Origin of the sequence: Burkholderia sp. JKS000303 (assembly GCF_002563755.1) — a bacterium.
Classification (GTDB): domain Bacteria; phylum Pseudomonadota; class Gammaproteobacteria; order Burkholderiales; family Burkholderiaceae; genus Burkholderia; species Burkholderia anthina_B.
On sequence record NZ_PDBZ01000001.1, the window covers coordinates 226,145 to 248,909 of the forward strand.

Genomic DNA, 22,765 nt, shown 5'->3' on the forward strand with positions numbered 1-22,765 from the left:
ACGAGCGGACGTTCGAACGTCAACGAGAAACGGCCGCACTGGAGCGGCGCGGGGGTGCAGGCAGGAACAGCGGGATCGGACACGGGCGGGAGGCGTTGATGAATGCAAAACGGGCCGGTGTGAAGCCACACCAGCCCGTGAACGGTGCTACAGCGAAGGTCAGACCGGCGAAGCAGGCGCCGGCGCGTTGCCGGGCTTCACTTCGGCGGTCGTGCCGCCACCCGACGAATCGCCGCCGACAGCCGGCGAACTCTTCGGCGAGCGCGGCGGACGCCCTTCCATGATGTCGTTGATCTGATCGGCGTCGATCGTTTCCCACTCCATCAGTGCGGCCGTCATCGCTTCGACCTTGTCGCGGTTCTCTTCGAGCAGGCGGCGAGCGAGGCCGTACTGTTCGTCGAGCACGCGGCGGATTTCGCCGTCGACCTTCTGCTGCGTCGCTTCCGAAATCGTGCGCGTGAAGCCGCGGCCGAACGGACCGTTGTCGCTCTCGTCGTCGACGTAGACCATCGGCCCGAGTGCGTCGGTCATGCCGAAACGGGCCACCATCGCACGCGCCGTCTGCGTCGCCTTGTTGAAGTCGTCCGATGCGCCGGTGCTGATCAGGTTCAGGAACAACTCCTCGGCCACGCGGCCGCCGAACAGGATCGCCAGGCGATCGAGCAGGTAGTCCTTCGAGTACGTTTCGTTGTCATGCTCCGGCAGCTGCCACGTGACACCCAGTGCGCGACCGCGCGGGATGATCGTGACCTTGTGCACCGGGTCGGCCTTCGGCAGCAGCTTCGCGATCACCGCGTGGCCCGACTCGTGGTAAGCCGTCGCGCGCTTCGCTTCTTCGCGAATCACGGCCGACTTGCGCTCCGGACCCATGAAGATCTTGTCCTTCGCGTCCTCGAAATCCTGCATCTCGACGATACGCTTGCCGCGACGGGCGGCGAAGAGTGCCGCTTCGTTCACGAGATTCGCAAGATCGGCGCCCGAGAAGCCCGGCGTGCCGCGTGCAATGACTGCCGCGTCGACGTCGTTCGAGATCGGCACCTTGCGCAGGTGCACTCGCATGATCTGCTCGCGGCCGCGGATGTCCGGCAGGCCGACGTAGACCTGGCGGTCGAAACGGCCCGGACGCAGCAGCGCCTTGTCGAGCACGTCGGAACGGTTGGTTGCCGCGATCACGATCACGCCCGAGTTCGCTTCGAAGCCGTCCATCTCGACCAGCATCTGGTTCAGCGTCTGCTCGCGCTCGTCGTTGCCGCCGCCCATGCCGGCGCCGCGATGGCGACCGACCGCGTCGATTTCGTCGATGAACACGATACACGGCGCATGCTTCTTCGCCTGCTCGAACATGTCGCGCACACGGGCCGCGCCAACGCCGACGAACATTTCGACGAAGTCCGAACCCGAGATGCTGAAGAACGGCACCTTCGCCTCACCGGCGATCGCGCGGGCGAGCAGCGTCTTGCCGGTACCCGGCGGGCCGACCAGCAGCACGCCGCGCGGAATGCGACCGCCCAGCTTCTGGAATTTCTGCGGATCACGCAGGAAGTCGACGAGCTCGGACACCTCTTCCTTCGCTTCGTCGCAGCCCGCGACGTCGGAGAAGTTCACCGCGTTGTTGTTCTCGTCGATCAGCCGCGCACGCGATTTCCCGAACGAGAATGCGCCGCCTTTGCCGCCCCCCTGCATCTGCCTCATCATGTAGAACCAGAACACGATGATCAGGATCGTCGGCCCGAGGTAGTACAGCGCGGACATCAGCGCATTCGGCTCGTCGTCGGCCTTGCCGCTGACCTGCACGCCATACTTCATCAGATCGCCGACCATCCAGATGTCGCCGGGCGACACGATCTGGTATTTCTGGCCATCAGCCGGAGTGACGGTGATGTTGCGCCCCTGCACGACGACATTCTTGACCTTGCCGGTCTTGGCGTCGTCCATGAACTGCGAATAGGACACACCTTCCTGGACGCGGGGCTTGTCGAACTGCTTGAACACCGTAAACAGCACCAGTGCAATCACCAGCCACACTGCTGCCTTCGAAAACATATTGTTGTTCAAAGCACCACTCCTTCACTCGTAGACGAGCGCCTACATTTTCCTTGCGGCGCTCCTCGGTCATTCTAATCCAGTCCGACCACCCTCGCCATAAGCATTGACAACCGCCGCGATAGCGATTCGCTTGTCAGGCAAGGGCCGGAGCCCGTTTGCGGCATCCTGCCCCACATTACCGCGGATGCTTCAGCTGCCGACCCAAAATGAACGTTTCGGACGATTTGTCGCGGGACGCCTTCGGCTTGCGCGGCGCGACGACCTTAAACTGCTGTTTGAACTTTTCAACGATCTGACTGTAACCGCTGCCGTGGAAACACTTCACCAGCAGCGCCCCGTCCGGCTTCAGGTGGTTCTGCGCGAATTCGAGCGCCAGATCGCACAGATGCTCGATGCGCGCCGCGTCCGCCGTCGCCACGCCGGAGAGGTTGGGGGCCATGTCGGAAATAACAAGGTCCACCGAGCGACCTTCGAGCACTTCTTCGAGTTGGTGGAGGACATCGTCCTCGCGGAAGTCGCCCTGCAGGAAGTGGACGTCGGCGATCGGCTCCATCGGCAGGATGTCGAGCGCAACGATCGTGCCGTCGATGCCGCCTTCGCGCGCCGCATCACGCTTCTTGCCCTGCGCGAGCTTGTTGCGGGCATACTGGCTCCAGCTGCCCGGCGTGGCGCCGAGGTCGACGATCACCTGGCCCGGACGGATCAGCTTGTCCTGCTCGTCGATTTCCTTCAGCTTGTACGCGGCGCGCGCGCGATAGCCCTCCCGCTGCGCCATTTTGACGTACGGGTCGTTGATGTGGTCGTGCAGCCAGTGCTGGTTAAAGCGGTTTTTTGCCATTCGAGAGAGAGATTGCTGCTATTTGCTTCGTGAAGCCGTGCTTTTGGCGGATAATACGCGTCTTCTTCGCGCGGCTGCGGCCCCTTTCAGGGCCCAAGCCGCGATTTTACGTGGTTTCGGCGCGCGGCTGACGTGGTAACTGTCCGCGATTCGCATCTGATGCAGCGCGCCCCTATTTAGATTTCGATATTTCCATGCCCGCCCTTTCGCTTTCCCCCGCCGAGCGCTCCGCGCTGCGCTCCCAGGCCCATGCGCTCAAGCCCGTCGTGCTGATCGGCGCCGAAGGGCTCACCGACGCCGTGCTGAAGGAAATCAAGGTGCACCTCGGCGCGCACCAGTTGATCAAGATCCGCGTGTTCGGCGACGAGCGCGACGCGCGCGTTGCCATTTACGACGAGATCTGCGATCGCCTGAGCGCGGCGCCGATCCAGCACATCGGCAAGCTGCTGGTGATCTGGAAGCCCGAGGCTGCCGAAGCGGCCCCGACCCGCGGTCGCCGTGCCGGCACGCTGCCGAGCGCAGCCGAAGCGATCGACGACCGGAAAGGTGGCGCACCGCGCACCGTCAAGGTCATCAAGGTATCGCCGAACGCGAGCCCCGTGCGTCGTCCGAAGCCGACGAAGGTCGTCGTGCGCGGCAACGAGCGCGTGACGGCAGGCGGTACGGTGAAACGTGCGAAAAAGCGTCAGGCCAGCACGAAGCGGCCGCACCAGGGCAAGTAAGCCTGCTGCGCGGCACGGGAACCCCCGTGCCGCCCTGCCCCCGCGACGCTCAGGCGTCGCGTGCGGGCAAACGCCAGATCAACATCAGACCCAGCACGCTCTCGACCAGATAGAACAGGCTCGAGACGCCGTGCAGCATCCCGAAGCGGCTCGCATACGGCGAGTTCGCAATATCGGTGCCCGCGTCCATCGCGGCCACCCGCAGCGCGTTCATGAACGGCTGCAGCGCGAAATACCCGACCAGCACGCACACGACCATCGCGGCGACGATCCAGCGCACGCGACGATAATCGCCGCTGCCGCGCCGTACCTGTTGATTCGACAATGCGAGCAGCAGCACGCCGCAGACGACACCGAGGATCGCCTCGATGCGAAACAGCTGGGCGGCGACCGTACCGGCCGTCATCCGCTCCAGCGTCTTGAACAGCACGGGCGCGACCGCATACCCGATCGTCAGCAGGCTGCCGACCCACACGGTCGACAGCAGACGGAACACGCGATGCGGCATCACGTCGCCCCGCTTCAGACGTAGCTGACCGAGATGATTTCGTATTCGCGCACGCCGCTCGGTGCCTGCACCGCCGCGACGTCGCCTTCGCTCTTGCCGATCAGTGCACGCGCGATCGGCGAGCTGACCGAGATCAGGCCATGATCGATATCGGCTTCGTCGTCGCCGACGATCTGGTACTTCACGGTGTTGCCCGACTCGAGATCCTCGAGTTCGACCGTCGCGGCAAACACGACGCGGCCATCGGCGTCGAGCACGGAGGGGTCGATGATTTGCGCGGCGGACAGCTTCGATTCGAGTTCCGCGATGCGGCCCTCGATGAAACCCTGCTTTTCTTTCGCTGCGTCGTATTCGGCGTTTTCGGACAGATCGCCCTGTGCGCGTGCCTCCGCGATCGCGTTGATCACGGCCGGCCGCTCGACGGACTTGAGGCGCTGCAATTCATCGCGCAGTTGCTCTGCGCCACGCTTTGTCAACGGAATGGTGCTCATAAACGGCTCAATCGCTAAAAACGGCTATAAAAAAAATCACCGCGATTAAGCGCGTTTCCGATGAACTGGAAACACCGCCTAATCGCGGCACGTGTTGCTTCGACAGGTAACTGACTACTTAGTTTAGGCGAGCGTGAAGACCTTGTAAATCATAGACTTCCAGATCCTTCAGGTAGCGCAAGCCTTCCACCGCCGCGCGCGCACCCGACATCGTCGTGTAGTACGTGACCTTGTGCGCCTGCGCGCTCATGCGGATCGAACGCGAATCGGCGATCGCCTGGCGCGTCTCGTCGACCGTCGTGAACACGAGTGCGATCTCGCCGTTCTTGATCATGTCGACGATGTGCGGACGGCCGTCCTTCACCTTGTTGACGACCTTCACCGGCACGCCGGCCGCTTCGATCGCGGCAGCCGTGCCCTTGGTCGCGACGATCGGGTAGCCGAGGTCGTGCAGCATGCGCGCGACTTCAACTGCCTTCGGCTTGTCGGCGTCCATCACGGTCAAGAGCACCGTGCCCGACTCCGGCAGGCGCGAACCGGCCGCGAGCTGCGACTTGAACAGCGCTTCGCCGAACGTCTGGCCGACACCCATCACTTCGCCGGTCGAACGCATTTCAGGCCCGAGGACCGGATCGACGGTCGGGAACTTGACGAACGGGAACACCGCTTCCTTCACGCTGAAGTACGGCGGCTCGACTTCCTTCGTCACGCCCTGCTGCACGAGCTTCTGGCCGACCATCGCGCGCGCCGCGATCTTCGCGAGCGGCAGGCTGGTTGCCTTCGACACGTACGGCACCGTGCGCGATGCGCGCGGGTTCACTTCCAGCACGTAGATCACGTCCTGCTTCGAACCGTCTGCCTGCGGCACCTGCTGGATCGCGAACTGCACGTTCATCAGGCCGACCACGTTCAGCGCCTTCGCCATCGCGCCCGTCTGGCGCTTCAGCTCGGCCACGGTTTCCTTCGACAGCGAGTACGGCGGCAGCGAGCATGCCGAGTCGCCCGAGTGGACGCCCGCCTGCTCGATGTGCTCCATCACGCCGCCGATGAACACCGCTTCGCCGTCGCAGATGCAGTCGACGTCGCATTCGATCGCGTCGTTCAGGAAGCGGTCGAGCAGCACCGGCGAATCGTTCGACACCTTCACGGCCTCGCGCATGTAGCGCTCGAGGTCGCGCGGCTCGTGGACGATTTCCATCGCGCGGCCGCCCAGCACGTACGACGGGCGCACGACGAGCGGGTAGCCGATTTCGGCTGCCAGCGCGAGCGCTTCTTCTTCGGCGCGCGCGGTACGGTTCGGCGGCTGGCGCAGGCCGAGGTCCTGCAGCAGCTTCTGGAAGCGTTCGCGATCTTCGGCCGCGTCGATCATGTCCGGCGACGTGCCGACGATCGGCACACCGTGCGCCTCGAGGTCGAGCGCGAGCTTCAGCGGCGTCTGGCCGCCGTACTGGACGATCACGCCGACCGGCTTTTCCTTGTCGACGATTTCGAGCACGTCTTCGAGCGTCAGCGGCTCGAAGTACAGGCGGTCGGACGTGTCATAGTCGGTCGACACCGTTTCCGGGTTGCAGTTGACCATGATCGTTTCGTAACCGTCCTCGCGCATCGCGAGCGCCGCGTGCACGCAGCAGTAGTCGAACTCGATACCCTGGCCGATCCGGTTCGGGCCGCCGCCCAGCACCATGATCTTCTTGTTGGTGGTCGGCTGCGCCTCGCACTCTTCCTCGTAAGTCGAGTACATGTACGCCGTTTTCGTCGCGAACTCGGCCGCGCAGGTGTCGACGCGCTTGTAGACCGGGCGCACGTTCAGTTCGACGCGACGCTTGCGGACGTCTTCCGGCGATGCGCCGAGCAGCTTCGCGAGGCGACGGTCGGAGAAACCGCTCTGCTTCACGTAGCGCAGCTCGTCGAACGTCAACGATGCGAGCGTGCGGCCCGACAGCGCCTTTTCCTTCAGGATGATCTGCTCGATCTGCGCGAGGAACCACGGGTCGATCGCCGTTTCCGCGAAGATCTCTTCGGCCGTCATGCCGATGCGGAACGCATCGCCGACGTACCAGATGCGGTCCGGGCCCGGCTCGTGGATCTCGATCGCGATCTCGTCGCGGTCTGTCGACTTCTCGTCGAGACCGTCGACGCCGACTTCGAGGCCGCGCAGCGCCTTCTGGAACGATTCCTGGAACGTGCGGCCGATTGCCATCACTTCACCGACCGACTTCATCTGCGTGGTCAGGCGCGAATCGGCTTCGCGGAACTTCTCGAACGCGAAACGCGGGATCTTCGTGACGACGTAGTCGATCGTCGGCTCGAACGAGGCCGGCGTCTGGCCGCCGGTGATTTCGTTCTTCAGCTCGTCGAGCGTGTAGCCGACCGCCAGCTTCGCCGCGACCTTCGCGATCGGGAAGCCGGTTGCCTTCGACGCGAGCGCCGACGAACGCGACACGCGCGGGTTCATTTCGATGACGACCATGCGGCCGTCCTTCGGGTTGATCGAGAACTGGACGTTCGAGCCGCCCGTGTCGACGCCGATCTCGCGCAGCACCGCGAGCGATGCGTTACGCAGGATCTGGTATTCCTTGTCGGTGAGCGTCTGCGCCGGCGCGACCGTGATCGAGTCGCCGGTGTGCACGCCCATCGGGTCGAGGTTTTCGATCGAGCACACGATGATGCAGTTGTCGGCGCGGTCGCGCACGACTTCCATCTCGTATTCCTTCCAGCCGAGCAGCGATTCCTCGATCAGCAGTTCGCGCGTCGGCGACAGGTCGAGGCCGCGCTTGCAGATCTCTTCGAACTCTTCGCGGTTGTACGCGATGCCGCCGCCCGAGCCGCCGAGCGTGAACGACGGACGGATCACGACCGGATAGCCGGGGCCGCCGGTGTACTCCATGATCTCGGCGTGCACCTTGGTCGCCTCTTCCATCGAGTGCGCGATGCCCGAGCGCGCGGAACCGAGACCGATCTTGGTCATCGCGTCCTTGAACTTCTGGCGGTCTTCCGCCTTGTCGATCGCTTCCGGCGACGCGCCGATCAGCTCGACGCCGAACTTCTCGAGCACGCCGTGGTGGTGCAGGTCGAGCGCGCAGTTCAGCGCGGTCTGGCCGCCCATCGTCGGCAGGATCGCATCCGGGCGCTCCTTCTCGATGATGCGCGCGACGACTTCCCACGTGATCGGCTCGATGTACGTGACGTCGGCCGTGTTCGGGTCGGTCATGATCGTCGCCGGGTTGCTGTTCACGAGGACGACCTTGTAGCCCTCTTCACGCAGCGCCTTGCAAGCCTGCGCGCCCGAATAGTCGAACTCGCAAGCCTGGCCGATGATGATCGGGCCGGCGCCGATGATGAGGATGCTTTTGATGTCTGTGCGTTTTGGCATGGCTTGTGAATTCAGTAAGTAATCTGTGTCGTGGCGTTGTCGCGGATCGGCGGCTGCGCTCAGCTCATGGTGGCGAGCGCCAGCTTCACCGAGAAACCGATGAACAGGCCGCCCACGCTGCTCGCCGCACCCGCCGCGAGCTTGCGGCGGCGACGGAAATGCTCGGCGAGCCGTGCACCCGCGAAGATCAGCGTGCTCAGGTACAGGAAGCTCGCGCATTGCGCGATCGCCCCGAGCACGACGAACGACAGCGCGGGATGCGGGAATGCCGGGTCGACGAACTGGATGAAGAACGAGATGAAGAACAGGATCGCCTTCGGATTCAGGAGGCTCACGACGAGCGCCTTGCGGAACGGCCGCTCGCCGTCGACCGTGCGCGGCGCGTCGGCCGGCGTACCGGCGGGCGTACGCAGCTTGTGCCACGCGCTGCGCAACATCCCCGCGCCGATGTACAGCAGGTATGCGGCGCCGCCGTACTTGACGACGGAGAACAGCAGCGGATTGGCCTTCAGCAGCGACGCGACGCCCGCGGCGGACAGCACCATCAGCACCGTGTCGCCGAGGAACACGCCGCAGGCCGCGCGATAGCCGGTCTTCACGCCGCGCTGCGCCGCAAGCGACAGCACGTACATCGAGTTCGGCCCCGGCAGCAGGATGATGAAGATCACGCCGAACACGTAGGTCCAGATATCCGTGATGCCGAGTGCGTGGCCGAACATGATGCGAATCTCCCGTTCTTCGGTTACGTCAGTTGCGTCAGGCGTTGCGCTGCTTCGCCGCGTCCATCAGTGCGGTGAAACGGTCGAACAGGTAGCCGATGTCGTGCGGGCCGGGCGACGCTTCCGGGTGGCCCTGGAAGCAGAATGCCGGCTTGTCGGTCAGCTCGAAGCCCTGCAGCGTGCCGTCGAACAGCGACACGTGCGTCACGCGCGCGTTGGCCGGCAGCGAATCCGCGTCGACCGCGAAGCCGTGGTTCTGCGACGTGATCACCACGCGACCGTCGCCGAGATCCTTCACCGGGTGGTTCGCGCCGTGGTGGCCCGTCTTCATCTTCAGTGTCTTGGCGCCGACCGCGAGGCCCATGATCTGGTGACCGAGGCAGATGCCGAAGGTCGGCACGCCGCGCTCGATGAACTGCTTCGTCGCCGCGATCGCGTAGTCGCACGGTTCCGGGTCGCCCGGGCCGTTCGACAGGAAGATGCCGTCCGGATTCAGCGCGAGCGCGTCAGCGGCGCTCGCCTCGGCCGGCAGCACCGTCACGTGGCAGCCGCGCTCCGCGAGCATGCGCAGGATGTTGTACTTGACGCCGAAGTCGTACGCGACGACGCGGTACTTCGGGGCTTCCTGCATCCCGTAGCCGCTGCCGAGGCGCCATTCGGTCTGCTTCCACTCGAACGGCTTGGTGGTCGACACGACCTTCGCGAGATCCATGCCCGCGAGGCCCGCGAACGAGCGCGCGAGCTCGATCGCCTTCGCCTCGTCGTCCGAGCCGGCCAGGATGCAGCCGCTCTGCGCGCCCTTGTCGCGCAGGATACGGGTCAGCTTGCGGGTGTCGATGCCGGCGATGGCGACGACGCCCTCGTCGCGCAGGTAGTCACCGAGCGTGCGGTCCATGCGGAAGTTCGATGCGAGCGTGGGCAGATCACGGATGATCAGGCCGGCGGCATGGACTTTCGTGGCTTCGACGTCTTCGGCGTTGACGCCGTAGTTGCCGATATGCGGGTAGGTGAGCGTGACGATCTGACGCGCGTAGCTCGGATCAGTCAGGATTTCCTGATAGCCGGTAATCGCGGTGTTGAACACGACTTCACCGATCGTGTGGCCTTCGGCCCCGATCGAATAACCACGAAAGACCGTGCCGTCGGCGAGTGCAAGCAAGGCGGGAGAAAAAGACGGCAACACGGGAGGCTCCTTGGGGAACACCCTGCTGCCGACCTGTTTATCCTGCCGCGCGAGCGCCGCGCTGCGTAGGCGCGCGGAGTCGCTTGCTGGACGCGACCTGCGTTGTCGAGACGCGAACCCGGCGCGTGGCGCACGAGGCTTCGCGGCATCGCCCGACAGGCGGCGTGCGGCGGATGAACGGGATGAGTGAGGTAGGCGCTAGGGTGCGAGGTTGATCAGCACAAACTTTCAAATTATAGCCCGAAAATGGCCTTATCTTCAATCGAGATATGGCCGTCCGATCGTACACGCCGTGCGCGCGACGCCCTGGCAGGCGCGCAGCACACGCTGCTGCGGCCCCGTTTTCGCGGCCGCCCTACCCGTCAGCGTACCGCCGGATCGGCGTGCTTGCCAGCGCGACGCGCGGGCCACACATACCAGACGGCGCTCGCAAGCTGCAGCGCGAGCAGCACGCTCCACGCGGTGACGTGCGCCGTGACCGGGTAATGGCCGTCGACGGCCGGCCAGTGCGACAGCACCGCGCCGATACCGATCTGGAACGCAAAGATCAGCACGAAGATCACCAGCGTGAGCGTCGTGTTCGCGCGCCCGATCAGTTGAGCCGGGAAGTGACCGGCCAGCACCGCATAGGTCAGGATCCCGACGCCGCCGAACATCCCGTAGGCTGCCCACAGCACGGCCGGCGGCAGCGGCACGCGCGCGATGATCGCGACCTGCGTGACGACGAACAGCGCCATGCCGACGCCGCAAAACGCCTGGACCGACACCCCGCGCCGCTCGAGCACGCGTGCGGCGGCGCCGAAGCCGACGCAGCCGGCCATCATCGCGAAGCCGAGCACCGACACGAGCCGCGCGGCGTGCTGCGCATCGAACCCCGCGACATCGCGCAGGTACGGCCCGACCCACAGCGACTGCATCGCGTAGAACACGCCCTGCGTGACGATCGAGAACGACGAGATCTTCCAGAACGCGCCGCTGCCGAGGATGTGCCATGTGCCCTTGAACTGGCTGACGAGCCCGCCCTGGTGGCGCGGCTGCTCGGCTTCCGGCGCACCGAGACCGATCGCGGCCGCGACGGCGATCGTCAGCACGGCCAGCCCGCCGCAGATCACGCGCCAGCTCGTCAAGCCGAGCAGCCAGGTGAGCGGCGAGCCGACCGCGACACCGCCCAGGCCGCCCACGGCCATCACGAGACCGTTGACGAGCGGCAGCCGGCCAACCGGGAAATGCTGCGCGAGCGCCTTGAACGCCGCGCCGAGGCACACCGACACGCCGACGCCGATCAGGAGCCGGCCGATCATCATCGTGCCGAGATCGTGCGCAACGCCGAATACCGCGGCGCCGGCCGCCGCGAACAGCAGCATGCCGGCTGTCACGCGGCGCGGGCCGAAGTGGTCGAGCAGCACGCCAGCCGGAATCTGCGCGCCCGCGAAGCCGAGGAAATAGAGACTGGTGAGCAGCCCGAGATCGGCCGCCGACAACCCGAGCTCGTGCGTGACGAACGGCGCAAAGCCGAGATTGACGCCGCGAAACACGTACGACACGAAATACCCGAGCGCAAACAGCGCGAGCACCCTCACCTGCACCGACGACATCCTCTCTCTCCCGTTGTTATTCCGGCCCCCGCACAGCAGCGGCGCGCGCCGCGCACAAACGAAAACGCCGTCACCTCGGTGACGGCGTTGCTTCGCGTTTCGTCGGATGACGGCGCGCGTCGCGCGGCCCGGCCGGACCGCCGCGATGCGATTGTATCGCGTTACTTCTTCTTGCCCTTGTGGGCAGCCGCCTTCGGTGCCACCTTGGCCGGCGCGGCCTTCGCGGGCGCCGCCTTGGTGCGTGCCGCCGGCTTCGCGGCGCCGTGCTTCGCACCGCGCTTGCCGCCGACCGCCAAGCTCGCACGCTCGATATGCGCGCCGCCGACCGACGTCGCGATCCGCTCCGGACCCGGCTCGGCCGGCACCGCACGGCCGACCGGCACGTGCAGCACGATCGCCTGACCCGGCATCACCAGATCGCGGTGCGTGCGGTTCCACGCCTTCAACTGACCGATCGACACGCCGTAGCGGCCGGCCAGCGCCGCCATCGACTGCTTGCGGCGCACGCGGATCAGCATCTTGCGCGTGTCGGGCACGTCGGGCTCCATCGCGAGCACGGCGTTTTCCGCCACGTCCGCACTGATGTCCTCGTCGTCGTCGTCGCTGCGCGGCACGACGATCGTCGAGCCCGGCTTCAGGCGCATGCCGGCCGGAATCTTGTTGACCGACATCAGCGTATCGGCGTCGACGCCGATCTTCTCGGCGATCGCGGCCGGGCGCGCACGCTCGCTGACCGTGTAGGTGGTCCACGACGACAGCTGGCCGTTGTACGCCTTCAGGTTCTTCTCGAACGCCGCCGCGTTGTCGAACGGCAGCAGGATCTGCGGCTCGGTCGCCCCCAGGATCACCGGCTTCGAGAACGACGGGTTCAGCGAGCGGAACTCGTCGAGCGACAGGTTCGCGAGCTTCGCGGCCACCGCGACGTCGATGTCGTGCGACGTGGTAACGGTCACGAAATACGGGTGGTTCGGAATGTCGGGCAGCGAAAGGCCGTACTGCTGCGGATTCGCGATGATGTTCTTCACCGCCTGCAGCTTCGGCACGTAGTTGCGCGTCTCGTTCGGCATCCGCAGGCTCTGGTAGTCGGTCGGCAAGCCGGCCGCCTGGTTGCGCGCGATCGCGCGCTGCACGTTGCCTTCGCCCCAGTTGTACGCGGCCAGCGCGAGATACCAGTCGCCGAACATGTCATGCAGGCGCGACAGATAGTCGAGTGCCGCGCTCGTCGACGCGAGCACGTCGCGTCGTTCGTCCTGCCACATGTTGCGCTTCAGGTTGTACGTGCGACCCGTGCCGGGCATGAACTGCCACATGCCGGCCGCCTTCGCGACCGACAGCGCCTGCGGGTTGTAGGCGGACTCGATGAACGGCAGCAGCGCGAGCTCGGTCGGCATGTGGCGCGCTTCGAGCTCCTCGACGATGTGGTACAGATATTTCTGCGAGCGCTCGGTCATGCGCTGCACGTAATCCGGGCGTTGCGTGTACCACGTCGTCTGCATGTCGACGAGGTCGCTCTGCAGGTCCGGCATCTGGAAGCCGCGACGAATGCGCGCCCAGAGATCGGTGTCTGCACTGGTCAGGTCGCCGACAGATTGCTTGTCGACGTCGACAGTTTCTTTGGCGGTGGCTGATTTACGGAGGTAGGTGGACGTCGCCTGCGAATCGGCGGCGTTGTTCGCGACAGGGCCCTGGCTCGCACAAGCGGCGAGTAGCAGAACCATCAGCGCGCTCAATATAAGTCGCATGAAAATCTCGGCTTCCGACGGCTGGAAATTGCAGGCGATACTACGGAAGTGCGTGCTTCACGTCAATAAAAACACCGAAAACTCAGCGAAATCCTACATTTGGAGCAATTTTTACAGGCACCACCTGAGCTTTGGAGTCCTCCGGAATGCCTCGGGAATGGGTCATCGGAAGCGGTTCTTCCACTCGCGCATCAGCGTGAAGGCCGTCAGGCGATCCGACACCGTTTCGTGAAGCTCGGCCTCGAGCGTCGCGCGAATGGCGCCGCTGTCGGACCGCATGAACGGGTTCACCGCGCGCTCGTGCGCGATCGTCGTGGGCAGGGTCGGCACGCCGCGCGCGCGCAGCGCCTGCGCATCGTCGCGCCAGGCGGCGAGTGCCGCATTGCCCGGCTCGCACGCAAGCGCGAAGCGGATGTTCAACAGTGTGTATTCGTGTGCGCAATGCACGCGCGTGTCGCCGGGCAGCGCCGCGAGCGCGTCGAGCGACGCGAGCATCTGCGCAGGCGTGCCTTCGAACAGGCGGCCGCAGCCGCACGAGAACAGCGTGTCGCCGCAGAACACGTGCGGGGTCGCGGCGCCCTGCCCGGCCGCCTGGAAGTACGCGATATGGCCGCGCGTGTGACCCGGCACGTCGAGCACGTCGAAGGCGAGCGCGGGCGCGTCGAGCGTCACGCGATCGCCGCCCGCGAGCGGGTGCGTGACCACGCCGATCGCTTCTGCCGCCGGGCCGTAAACGGTCAGCGGCACATTGTCCGGTTGGCTATCGCGCAGTGCCGCGACACCGCCGACATGGTCGGCGTGATGGTGCGTGAGTAAAATAGCGGTCAACCGCCAGCCGCGTTCGGCAAGAACCCGACGCACCGGCGCGGCTTCACCCGGATCGACGGCGATCGCATCGCGGCCGTCCGAGACGAGCCAGATATAGTTGTCTTCGAATGCCGGTACCGGCACGTATTCCAGCTCGTTCATGGGCGCGCAATCATCGTTATGTCTGACCGACAAATTATAGACTGGCCCGCCTGGACCGACTCGCCGCCCGGCCGCTACGTACTGGGCTGGGAGCAGGCGCAGCTCGACCGGATCGTGTCCGACGTCTTCGGATTTCACGCGCTGCAGCTCGGGCTGCCGCAGCTCGACGCGCTGCGCGAGAACCGCATGCCGTATCGCGGGCTCGTGCTCGATCCGGCCAGCGGCGCGAGCGCGCCGTACCAGTACCCGTGGGCGCGCGAAGCGCACGCACCGGAGCATGCGCCGGCCGATCGCAGCACGACCTGGAGCGACCTGCTCGACCTGCCGTTCGAGTCGCAGAGCGTCGACCTGATCGTGATGCCGCACACGCTCGAATTCACGTCCGACCCTCACCGCCTGCTGCGCGAGGCTGAGCGCGTGCTGATGCCGGAAGGCCAGCTCGTGATCACCGGCTTCAATTCGCTGAGCCTGTGGGGGATGCGGCAATCGTTCGGCCGGATGGCCAATCGACCGTTCGTGCCCGCCGCGCGCGACCAGATCGCGTTCATCCGGCTCAAGGACTGGATCAAGCTGCTCGGCTTCGATCTTGAGCGCGGCCGGTTCGGCTGTTACCGTCCGCCGCTCGTCACCGACAAATGGCTTGCCCGCTACGGCTTCATGGAAGCCGCCGGCGACCGCTGGTGGCCGATCTTCGGCGCCGTCTACATGGTCACGGCCGTCAAGCGCGTGCGCGGCATGCGCCTCGTCGGCCAGATCAGGAAGAAGAAGCCCGTGCTCGCGCCGGGCCTGACGCCGGCGGCCACCCCGACCTCTCATCAAGAACACTCATGACCACCGACACCATCGACATCTATACCGACGGCGCCTGCAAGGGCAATCCCGGCCCCGGCGGCTGGGGCGCGCTGCTGCGCTACGGCGACCGCGAAAAGGAACTGTTCGGCGGCGAGCCCAACACGACCAACAACCGCATGGAACTGATGGGCGTGATCGCCGCGCTCGAGGTGCTGAAGCGGCCGTGCCGCGTGATCGTCCATACCGACTCGCAATACGTGCAGAAAGGCATCAGCGAGTGGATCCACGGCTGGAAGAAGAAAGGCTGGGTCACCGCGGCGAAAACGCCGGTGAAGAACGCCGATCTGTGGAAGCGGCTCGACGCCCTCGTCGCCCAGCACGAGATCGAGTGGCGCTGGGTGAAGGGCCACGCCGGCCACCCCGAAAACGAACGCGCGGACGCGCTCGCGAATCGCGGCGTCGAATCGCTCGTGGCCTGAGCCCAGGCCGCCCTACTGTCTTTCCTGATTTATCCGACATGCGCCAGATCATTCTCGATACCGAAACCACCGGCCTGAATCCCCGCACGGGCGATCGCCTGATCGAAATCGGCTGCGTCGAGCTGCTGAACCGGCGGCTCACCGGCAACAACCTGCACATCTACGTGAACCCCGAGCGCGACAGCGATCCGGGCGCACTGGCGGTGCACGGCCTCACGACCGAATTCCTCAGCGACAAGCCGAAATTTGCCGAAGTCGCCGACCAGATCCGCGACTTCGTGAAGGACGCCGAGCTGATCATCCACAACGCGCCGTTCGACCTCGGGTTCCTCGACGCGGAATTCGCACGGCTCGGGCTGCCGCCGTTCACCGAGCATTGCGGCGACGTGATCGACACGCTCGTGCAAGCCAAGCAGATGTTCCCGGGCAAGCGCAACTCGCTCGACGCGCTGTGCGACCGCTTCGACATCAGCAACGCACACCGGACGCTGCACGGCGCACTGCTCGACTCGGAGCTGCTCGCCGAGGTCTATCTCGCGATGACGCGCGGCCAGGACAGCCTCGTGATCGACATGCTCGACGACGCGGACGCCGCCGGCGGCGCCGCGAATGGCCAGCGCATCTCGCTCGCGTCCCTCGACCTGCCCGTTCTCGCCGCGAGCGACGACGAGCTCGCCGCGCACCAGACCCAGCTCGACGAACTCGACAAGTCGGTCAAGGGCACCTGCGTGTGGCGCAAGAGCGCCGACGCGGACACCCCCGCAGCCGCCTGACGCGGCGCCTCGGCGGCCATAGCGGCCGAGCCTGCAGCCGCGCTCACACGCGCGGCTGCAGCGCGATGACGGCCATCCCGCCGAGCGCGAGCACCGCGCCGGCCACGTCCCAGCGGGTCAGCGCGACACCGTCGACGACCCGCAGCCAGATCAGCGCCACCGCGATGTACACGCCGCCGTACGCGGCATATGTGCGCCCCGCCGCGCTCGGATGCAGCGTCAGCAGCCACGCGAACACGGCCAGCGACAGCGCGGCCGGCACCAGCAGCCACACGGGCCGCCCGCCCTTCAGCACGAGCCACGGCAGGTAGCAGCCGACGATTTCGGCCAGCGCAGTGACCGCGAACAGCGCCGCGATCTTCATCAGTTCGGTCATCCGGTTCCTCGCAGATTCGGCCCACGTCCAGAGGGCGGCGCGACCCCGCCGCGCGCCGCCGATCATACCGGAACCGGTCCCGCCGGAAGCCCCGCCACACGGGGGATTCCGGGCAATTTGCACGATCGTCTGCCATCGTGCTATCATGTGGCCTGTTTCAACATTCAATCTCTGTCTATTCGATTTCGAAAGGAGTCCGTCCGCGCGTTGCGGGCCGGTGCTTCGACCGAAATTGCACCCACAGGAAAGCCCGCCCGACAGGCCCGCTTTTCTCGTTTCGTTGCCCCTCCGGGGCGCTTGCCGGAACGCCGGACACTGTGTCCGCACCGGCATCTGCCGCTCGCATCACGCGGCCCATTCTTCATGAGCGCACCGTCGCGACGGCCCATCGGGCCCGCGTCGAAGCAGTCCCTTGCAGCTTCTTGCCGCCCAATGTGCAGTAAGTGCTTAAAGGCTTGCCCCGACGCGCAGCACACGACATCGCGCTTGCCGGCAAACCGTGTCGGACGGCCCGCCCGTTCCGGCGCAGTCAAAGGAGTGCATGACCTTGACCGCAACACACGTCAGCCCGACCGCTGCTTCTTCCTCCCCGTCGTCCGCCGAGGCCCCGCTCGCCGCGGATGACATTACCGTCGTCGACCAGAGCCTGCTCAAGCGCGCCGTCAGCGCGATGGCCATCGGCAATGCGATGGAATGGTTCGACTTCGGCGTCTACAGCTACATCGCCGTCACGCTCGGCAAAGTGTTCTTCCCGTCCAGCAGCCCGTCCGCGCAGCTGCTCGCGACCTTCGGCACGTTCGCGGCCGCGTTCCTCGTGCGCCCGCTCGGCGGCATGGTGTTCGGCCCGCTCGGCGACCGCATCGGCCGCCAGCGCGTGCTCGCCGCCACCATGATCATGATGGCCGTCGGCACCTTCGCGATCGGCCTGATTCCGAGCTACGCGTCGATCGGCATCATGGCGCCCGTGCTGCTGCTGGTCGCCCGCCTCGTGCAGGGCTTCTCGACCGGCGGCGAATACGGCGGCGCCGCGACCTTCATCGCCGAATTCTCGACCGACAAGCGCCGCGGCTTCATGGGCAGCTTCCTCGAGTTCGGCACGCTGATCGGCTATGTGATGGGCGCTGGCGTCGTCGCGCTGCTCACCGCGTCGCTGTCGCAGGAAGCGCTGCTGTCGTGGGGCTGGCGTGTGCCGTTCCTGATCGCGGGCCCGCTCGGCCTGATCGGTCTGTACATCCGGATGAAGCTCGAGGAAACGCCCGCGTTCAAGCGCCAGGCCGAAGAGCGTGAAGCGCAGGACAAGGCCGTGCCGAAGACGCGTTTCCGCGAAACGCTGATGCGCAACTGGCGCGCGCTGCTGCTCTGCGTCGGCCTCGTGCTCATCTTCAACGTGACCGACTACATGGTGCTGTCGTACCTGCCGAGCTTCATGTCGTCGACGCTGCACCTCGACGAGTCGCACAGCCTCGTGCTCGTGCTGATCGTGATGGTGCTGATGATGCCGCTGACGCTCGCCGCCGGCCGCCTGTCGGACAAGGTCGGCCGCAAGCCGGTGATGCTCGCCGGCTGCGTGGGCCTGCTCGTGCTGTCGATCCCGTCGATGATGCTGATTCATGCGGGCACCACTGCATCGGTGTTCGCCGGCCTGCTGATCCTCGGCGTGCTGCTGTCGTGCTTCACCGGCGTGATGCCGTCGGCGCTGCCGGCGCTGTTCCCGACCGAGATCCGCTACGGTGCGCTCGCGATCGGCTTCAACGTGTCGGTGTCGCTGTTCGGCGGTACGACGCCGCTGATGACCGCGTGGCTCGTCGACGTCACCCACAACCTGATGATGCCCGCGTACTACATGATGGGCGCCGCCGTGATCGGCATCGTGTCGGTCGTCGCGCTCGCCGAAACCGCGCGCCAGCCGCTCAAGGGCTCGCCGCCGGCCGTCGCGTCGCGCCGCGAGGCACACCAGCTCGTGCGCCAGCTCCGCGAGGACGACGCCGCGGAAATCTACAGCGTCGGGACGCCCGCGCGTGCCTGAGCGTCGCCCATGAAAAAGCCCCGGCCGAAGCCGGGGCTCGATCGAATCCGATCCGCCCGACCGGCTTGCGCCAGTCGGGCTTTTTTTATGTGCGCGGCAGAGGCCCGCTCATGCGTGTGCTTCGCAGTGACGGCAGAAGATCAGCGCGCGCGAACGCGACACCGCAGCCTGCGCGCCACGCGCGGCGACGATCAACCCGACCTGGCTGAGATTGAAATCGCGCTCGACCATCAACTGCGTCAGCGCGGCAAGCGGCAACACGACGGACGGGTGGTACAGGCTCGATTCGATCAGCGCTCTCATCATCGGCTCCATCAGGCAATGCATATTCGATGGAGTGGATTCTAGGGACGGGACTCGTCCGGATAAACAGCGCGAATGCGAAGTCACTTGTCGGCGGCTGCGAACAATCGACGATTCCCTTGTCCGGCGGGGCCGAGCGGGCGACGCGTGGTCGGCTCGGTCGAGCAAAAGGATCGACGCAGCGCGAATTTCCGGAAGCGGCGTCGCATGAAAGCGTGGCGCCGCATGCCGGATGACGGTCAACGGGGCGATGCGTACCGGGTGGTGCCTGCACCGATCCCGCCGGGCTGCACGCCGATCTCACCGCTGCGGCGCACAGCCCCGCCCTCGCCGGCCGACACAATCGAGACGCCAGCGTCAGTCCAGCGGCGTCTCGACGAACGCCGGCAACGCCTCGGCACGCACTGAATGTGCAGCGAGCGCCGGATAACGGGCCGGATCGATTCGGCCGAGCGCCGGATATTCGGCGGCCATGTACTGCGTGAAGCGCCACGCGACCGCCACCGTCACGTCCGACTGCAGCAGGCGCGCGCCGCCGAGCCAGTCGTTCGCAGCTGCGACGAGCGGCTCGAGTTCGCCGTACGCAGCCTCCAGCTGGCTCAGCACGCGCTCGAGCCACGGCGCGTGCTGCTTGTCGGCCGGCCGCAGCGCCTGCTCGTACACGACCTGCACCGTCTTCTCGGCCGCCGCCAGCGCAAAGCCGACCGGCACGAGCGCGCGCAGCCGCGCATCGGCGGCGTCGGGCAGCAGGCGCCGCTCCGGCGCGACGCGATGGTCGAGGTAATCGACGATCAGCGACGAGTCGATCAGCTTCGTGCCATCGTCGGTCACGAGCGTCGGCGCCTTGACGACCGGGTTGATCGTCCGGAACCGGTCGAAGTGACGGAACACCGAGATCGACTCGTGTTCGAACGGCAGGTCGAGCAGCTTCGCCGAAATGGCGACACGGCGCACGAACGGGGAATCCAGCATGCCGATCAGCTTCATCGCAAACGCTCCACGTGAGGGAATGGGACCGACGACTGTAGCAGCGCCGCGCGACGCCGCCTAGCGCGACGACGCTTAACGCAGATCATTCGGTCACGTATCCGACACCCGCTGCGCGGCTGGAGTGACCATAATGCAGATTCACGCCCCTTCCGCGTCAAGGTTCTCCATGTGGTACGCCGTCGTCGAGCAGCAGCGGGAATGGATGCGCGCATGGCGCGCGGCGACGCGTCATGCGTTCGATGCGTGGCCGGCCACGACGCTGCCGCACGCCGCGTCGTCGTGCTACGACGACCTGTTCGAGCCGCTGCTCGGGCCGCCCGCCGGAGCGCCGCGCTTCGATATCCGGCGGCCGGCCGTCGACGAACGGCTGGTCGCGCGCACGCCGTTCTGCCACTTGCGGCGCTTCGCGCGCGAGAACGCGCAGCGCACGGTGCTGCTGTGCGCGCCGCTCGCCGGGCACGCGGCCGTGATGATGCGGGAGAGCGTCGAGACGCTGCTGGCCGACGGCGACGTGTGCGTGACCGACTGGGTCAATGCGCGCGACATCCCGGTCGCGTCGGGCCGCTTCGGGCTCGACGAGTACGTGGCGACGCTCGACGGCTTCGTCGATGCGCTCGTCCAGGATGACCGGCCGCTGCACGTCGTCGCCGTATGCCAGGCCACCGTGCCCGCGCTCGGCGCTCTCGCGCTGCGCGCCGCGCGCGGCCTGCCGCCGCCGGCGAGCATCACGCTGATCGGCGGCCCGCTCGACGCGCGCGTCAATCCGACATCGCTCGGCACCACTGCCGCATCCCGTTCGCTGACGTGGTGCCGCCGCCACCTGATCGACATCGTGCCGCCCTGCTTTCCCGGCCACGGCCGGCACGTGTTCCCGACCTATCTTCAGCAAGGCGAGATCGCGCTGCTGTATCCGCAGCGCTTCCTGCTGCTGATCGAAGACTACGCGCGCGCCGCGTCGCACTTCGACATGACGGGGCTGGCCGACGCGCGGCGCGCGCTGCGCGAATACACGGCGCTGCTCGACATGCCGGCCGAGTACTTCCTGGATACCGTCGATATCGTGTTCCAGCGGATGTGCCTGGCGAACGACACGTGGGCGGTGGGCGGCCGGCGCGTCGAGCCGGCCGCGCTGCGCGGCGTCGCGCTGCTGACCGTCGAAGGGGCGTGCGATGCCGTCACCGGCGCCGGGCAGACGCATGCCGCACTCGATATGTGCCGCGGCCTCGCGGCCGGCGAACGTCACCGCATCGACATCGCCGCATGCGATCACTACGGATTGTTCACGGGCGCGCGCTGGCACGGCGACGTCCATCCAGCGCTGCAGCGCGTGTTCGCGCTGGCCGAAGCCGAGCGCACCGGAACACGCCGGCGCAGGGTCAGGCGGACGTAGCGCTGTCGTCCCGGGCGCGGGCCGCGTCGAGCAGCGCGCGCACTTCGTCGTCCTCGGTCTGCTCGAAACGCGCGTAGAACTGGCTGATCCCGAAGAACCGCAGCGGTTGCGACACCGTCACGAACGCATCGGCGAGATCGTCGAACGCATGCCGGGTGCCGGCCGGTGCAACGGGCGCGGCGGCCACGATGTGCGCCGGATGACGCTCGCGCAGCGCCTGTAGCGCAACGCGCATCGATGCGCCGGTCGCGACGCCGTCGTCGACCACGATCGCGATTCGGCCGTCGACCGGCAACGGCGGCCGGGCGCCGCGATACAGCGCATCGCGACGCTGCAGTTCGTCGGTCTCGCGCGCGATCACGTCGGCAAGCTGTGCGCCGGTCACGCCCAGTGCACGAATCGCCGAGCGCTGCAGGTGGACTGCCCCGCCGGTCGCGATCGCACCCATCGCGAACTCGGGATCGGACGGCGCCCCGAGCTTGCGCACGACCAGCACGTCGAGCGGCGCGCGCAGCGCAACGGCGACCGGAAATGCGACCGGCACGCCGCCGCGCGGCAACGCGAGCACGACGACGTCGCGTCGCCCCGCATAGTCGTGCAGCGCGTCGGCCAACTGACGGCCCGCGTCCGCACGATCGGCAAAATACTCGGTCACGATCGGCTCCCTGCCGTGGCGCCGGATCCGCGCAGCCCGCACCGGCGCCTGTCCAACGAGCATGGTTCATCGGCCACGCCGATGCAAGCAGGGTCGCAACCGCACCGGCGAGAGGCCGGTTGGCGCGTTCACAGAAGGAAGGATGGCGCGCTGTTCGTTCGGGCCGGCGTGTGGGTCAGAGCCCGGCCGCCTGCCGATACAGCCGCCAGAACGACTGCGCATACGACTGCGCGAGTTCAGGGGCACGCTGGAACACGTTCACCGTTTCCGCATGCACCGCGGCGCCGTCGGACAGCGTCGTGAGCGCGACGCTGTCGTCGACGATCACGAAGCGCGGTGCCGGGTCGCCGTGCCGCGAGTCGATCGCCACGTCGACGCCGGCCGATTTCAGATAGCCTGCGCCGCTGTACTTGCCGGCTTGCGACGAGCGCACCAGCACGACACGCACTTCGACGCCACGCAAGCACGCCGCACGCAGCGCCGCCGCGACCGCGGGCGGCACATACGCGTAGCCGGCCAGCAGCACGCGGCGCTGGGCCTGCCCGATCAGGTCGACGGTCGCATCGGCCGCCGCATTGTCATACGAAAAGTATGCGCCGACCGAGGCGGCGTCGGACGGAATCGGGCTGGCGTGGGCGGTCGCGGCGCAGCCGAGCGCGGCGAAAAGGAAGGCGACGGGTCTCATGGCGGGCGCCATTGTAGCGACGCCAATTCGCGTGGCAAGCGCTCGCTGCAACGCTGCTGCGCCGGCGCAACACCCGACGTGCGACGGCCGGTCGCCGGGCTGTTTCGAGC

Annotated in this window: 21 protein-coding genes; 6 read left to right on the top strand and 15 right to left on the bottom strand. The window is 66.6% G+C overall.

Annotation, left to right across the window (positions count from 1 at the left end; translation table 11 throughout):
- Positions 1-159 precede the first annotated feature (159 nt).
- Together ftsH and BX604_RS01005 are read right to left on the bottom strand one after the other, a co-directional pair.
- Positions 160-2,055 (bottom strand): ATP-dependent zinc metalloprotease FtsH, encoded by a 1,896-nt coding sequence (ftsH, locus tag BX604_RS01000; protein ID WP_098549174.1) that lies wholly within the window; start codon positions 2,053-2,055, stop codon positions 160-162.
- A 166-nt stretch (positions 2,056-2,221) separates the two neighbouring features.
- Positions 2,222-2,884: an RlmE family RNA methyltransferase gene (locus BX604_RS01005; protein WP_098549175.1), complete on the bottom strand. Its 663-nt coding sequence runs from the start codon at positions 2,882-2,884 to the stop codon at positions 2,222-2,224.
- 194 nt (positions 2,885-3,078) lie between these two features.
- On the opposite strand from BX604_RS01005, the gene BX604_RS01010 reads away from it, so the two are divergent.
- The gene (locus BX604_RS01010) at positions 3,079-3,606 is read left to right on the top strand and encodes a YhbY family RNA-binding protein (protein ID WP_098549176.1); all 528 of its coding nucleotides are present in this window, start codon (positions 3,079-3,081) and stop codon (positions 3,604-3,606) included.
- A gap of 49 nt (positions 3,607-3,655) precedes the next feature.
- On the opposite strand, the gene BX604_RS01015 is transcribed toward BX604_RS01010, so the two are convergent.
- The 8 genes from BX604_RS01015 to gloB form a co-directional block, all read right to left on the bottom strand.
- Positions 3,656-4,114, bottom strand: a complete 459-nt coding sequence (locus tag BX604_RS01015; RefSeq protein WP_098549177.1) for a DUF4149 domain-containing protein — start codon at positions 4,112-4,114, stop codon at positions 3,656-3,658.
- 14 nt (positions 4,115-4,128) lie between these two features.
- Positions 4,129-4,605, bottom strand: coding sequence for a transcription elongation factor GreA (greA, locus tag BX604_RS01020; RefSeq protein ID WP_098549178.1), 477 nt, complete (start codon positions 4,603-4,605; stop codon positions 4,129-4,131).
- A gap of 118 nt (positions 4,606-4,723) precedes the next feature.
- On the bottom strand, positions 4,724-7,978 hold the full coding sequence (gene carB, locus BX604_RS01025) for a carbamoyl-phosphate synthase large subunit (RefSeq protein WP_098549179.1): 3,255 nt from the start codon (positions 7,976-7,978) through the stop codon (positions 4,724-4,726).
- 59 nt (positions 7,979-8,037) lie between these two features.
- Positions 8,038-8,697 (bottom strand): leucine efflux protein LeuE, encoded by a 660-nt coding sequence (gene leuE / locus BX604_RS01030; RefSeq protein ID WP_098549180.1) that lies wholly within the window; start codon positions 8,695-8,697, stop codon positions 8,038-8,040.
- A gap of 37 nt (positions 8,698-8,734) precedes the next feature.
- Positions 8,735-9,880 (bottom strand): glutamine-hydrolyzing carbamoyl-phosphate synthase small subunit, encoded by a 1,146-nt coding sequence (gene carA, locus BX604_RS01035; RefSeq protein ID WP_098549181.1) that lies wholly within the window; start codon positions 9,878-9,880, stop codon positions 8,735-8,737.
- Between the two features lie 362 nt (positions 9,881-10,242).
- Positions 10,243-11,475, bottom strand: a complete 1,233-nt coding sequence (locus BX604_RS01045) for an MFS transporter (RefSeq protein WP_098549182.1) — start codon at positions 11,473-11,475, stop codon at positions 10,243-10,245.
- Between the two features lie 161 nt (positions 11,476-11,636).
- Positions 11,637-13,217, bottom strand: coding sequence for a transglycosylase SLT domain-containing protein (locus tag BX604_RS01050; protein WP_098549183.1), 1,581 nt, complete (start codon positions 13,215-13,217; stop codon positions 11,637-11,639).
- Positions 13,218-13,379: 162 nt separating this feature from the next.
- Positions 13,380-14,186, bottom strand: a complete 807-nt coding sequence (gene gloB / locus BX604_RS01060) for a hydroxyacylglutathione hydrolase (protein WP_098549185.1) — start codon at positions 14,184-14,186, stop codon at positions 13,380-13,382.
- An 18-nt stretch (positions 14,187-14,204) separates the two neighbouring features.
- On the opposite strand from gloB, the gene BX604_RS01065 reads away from it, so the two are divergent.
- Genes BX604_RS01065 through dnaQ form a run of 3 tightly spaced genes read left to right on the top strand, consistent with a single transcriptional unit; the run spans position 14,205 to position 16,230 of the window.
- Positions 14,205-15,017: a class I SAM-dependent methyltransferase gene (locus BX604_RS01065; RefSeq protein ID WP_098549186.1), complete on the top strand. Its 813-nt coding sequence runs from the start codon at positions 14,205-14,207 to the stop codon at positions 15,015-15,017.
- Positions 15,014-15,457: a ribonuclease HI gene (gene rnhA, locus BX604_RS01070; protein WP_098549187.1), complete on the top strand. Its 444-nt coding sequence runs from the start codon at positions 15,014-15,016 to the stop codon at positions 15,455-15,457. Before BX604_RS01065 ends, rnhA begins: the two co-directional genes overlap by 4 nt.
- A gap of 38 nt (positions 15,458-15,495) precedes the next feature.
- On the top strand, positions 15,496-16,230 hold the full coding sequence (gene dnaQ, locus BX604_RS01075; RefSeq protein WP_098549188.1) for a DNA polymerase III subunit epsilon: 735 nt from the start codon (positions 15,496-15,498) through the stop codon (positions 16,228-16,230).
- Positions 16,231-16,273: 43 nt separating this feature from the next.
- Here dnaQ and BX604_RS01080 read toward each other — a convergent pair whose 3' ends face one another.
- A complete protein-coding gene (locus BX604_RS01080) occupies positions 16,274-16,606 on the bottom strand; it encodes a YnfA family protein (RefSeq protein ID WP_098549189.1) in 333 nt (110 codons plus the stop codon).
- Positions 16,607-17,147: 541 nt separating this feature from the next.
- On the opposite strand from BX604_RS01080, the gene proP reads away from it, so the two are divergent.
- Entirely contained in the window at positions 17,148-18,632 is a 1,485-nt protein-coding gene (gene proP, locus BX604_RS01090; RefSeq protein ID WP_098549190.1) for a glycine betaine/L-proline transporter ProP, read from the top strand.
- 108 nt (positions 18,633-18,740) lie between these two features.
- Here the strand turns inward: proP and BX604_RS01095 are convergent, their stop codons facing one another.
- Both BX604_RS01095 and BX604_RS01100 read right to left on the bottom strand, forming a co-directional pair.
- The gene (locus BX604_RS01095) at positions 18,741-18,938 is read right to left on the bottom strand and encodes a hypothetical protein (protein ID WP_096502972.1); all 198 of its coding nucleotides are present in this window, start codon (positions 18,936-18,938) and stop codon (positions 18,741-18,743) included.
- A 354-nt stretch (positions 18,939-19,292) separates the two neighbouring features.
- Complete coding sequence (locus BX604_RS01100; protein ID WP_098549191.1) at positions 19,293-19,922, bottom strand: glutathione S-transferase family protein; 630 nt, start codon at positions 19,920-19,922, stop codon at positions 19,293-19,295.
- A 169-nt stretch (positions 19,923-20,091) separates the two neighbouring features.
- Between BX604_RS01100 and BX604_RS01105 the strand changes: the two genes are divergently transcribed.
- Entirely contained in the window at positions 20,092-21,315 is a 1,224-nt protein-coding gene (locus BX604_RS01105) for a polyhydroxyalkanoate depolymerase (RefSeq protein WP_098549192.1), read from the top strand.
- Here the strand turns inward: BX604_RS01105 and BX604_RS01110 are convergent.
- Positions 21,302-21,970, bottom strand: a complete 669-nt coding sequence (locus BX604_RS01110) for a phosphoribosyltransferase (RefSeq protein WP_257146265.1) — start codon at positions 21,968-21,970, stop codon at positions 21,302-21,304. The genes BX604_RS01105 and BX604_RS01110 overlap by 14 nt on opposite strands.
- Before the next feature lie 175 nt (positions 21,971-22,145).
- Complete coding sequence (locus BX604_RS01115) at positions 22,146-22,667, bottom strand: phospholipase D-like domain-containing protein (RefSeq protein WP_098549194.1); 522 nt, start codon at positions 22,665-22,667, stop codon at positions 22,146-22,148.
- Between the last annotated feature and the right edge of the window lie 98 nt (positions 22,668-22,765).

Coding starts and splice junctions, on each gene's coding strand:
- BX604_RS01005 (WP_098549175.1), bottom strand. CDS start 2,884: ATGGCAAAAAACCGCTTTAACCAGCACTGGCTGCACGACCACATCAAC.
- BX604_RS01010 (WP_098549176.1), top strand. CDS start 3,079: ATGCCCGCCCTTTCGCTTTCCCCCGCCGAGCGCTCCGCGCTGCGCTCC.
- BX604_RS01015 (WP_098549177.1), bottom strand. CDS start 4,114: ATGCCGCATCGCGTGTTCCGTCTGCTGTCGACCGTGTGGGTCGGCAGC.
- greA (WP_098549178.1), bottom strand. CDS start 4,605: ATGAGCACCATTCCGTTGACAAAGCGTGGCGCAGAGCAACTGCGCGAT.
- carB (WP_098549179.1), bottom strand. CDS start 7,978: ATGCCAAAACGCACAGACATCAAAAGCATCCTCATCATCGGCGCCGGC.
- leuE (WP_098549180.1), bottom strand. CDS start 8,697: ATGTTCGGCCACGCACTCGGCATCACGGATATCTGGACCTACGTGTTC.
- BX604_RS01045 (WP_098549182.1), bottom strand. CDS start 11,475: ATGTCGTCGGTGCAGGTGAGGGTGCTCGCGCTGTTTGCGCTCGGGTAT.
- BX604_RS01050 (WP_098549183.1), bottom strand. CDS start 13,217: ATGCGACTTATATTGAGCGCGCTGATGGTTCTGCTACTCGCCGCTTGT.
- gloB (WP_098549185.1), bottom strand. CDS start 14,186: ATGAACGAGCTGGAATACGTGCCGGTACCGGCATTCGAAGACAACTAT.
- BX604_RS01065 (WP_098549186.1), top strand. CDS start 14,205: ATGTCTGACCGACAAATTATAGACTGGCCCGCCTGGACCGACTCGCCG.
- rnhA (WP_098549187.1), top strand. CDS start 15,014: ATGACCACCGACACCATCGACATCTATACCGACGGCGCCTGCAAGGGC.
- dnaQ (WP_098549188.1), top strand. CDS start 15,496: ATGCGCCAGATCATTCTCGATACCGAAACCACCGGCCTGAATCCCCGC.
- BX604_RS01080 (WP_098549189.1), bottom strand. CDS start 16,606: ATGACCGAACTGATGAAGATCGCGGCGCTGTTCGCGGTCACTGCGCTG.
- proP (WP_098549190.1), top strand. CDS start 17,148: ATGACCTTGACCGCAACACACGTCAGCCCGACCGCTGCTTCTTCCTCC.
- BX604_RS01095 (WP_096502972.1), bottom strand. CDS start 18,938: ATGATGAGAGCGCTGATCGAATCGAGCCTGTACCACCCGTCCGTCGTG.
- BX604_RS01100 (WP_098549191.1), bottom strand. CDS start 19,922: ATGAAGCTGATCGGCATGCTGGATTCCCCGTTCGTGCGCCGTGTCGCC.
- BX604_RS01105 (WP_098549192.1), top strand. CDS start 20,092: ATGTGGTACGCCGTCGTCGAGCAGCAGCGGGAATGGATGCGCGCATGG.
- BX604_RS01115 (WP_098549194.1), bottom strand. CDS start 22,667: ATGGCGCCCGCCATGAGACCCGTCGCCTTCCTTTTCGCCGCGCTCGGC.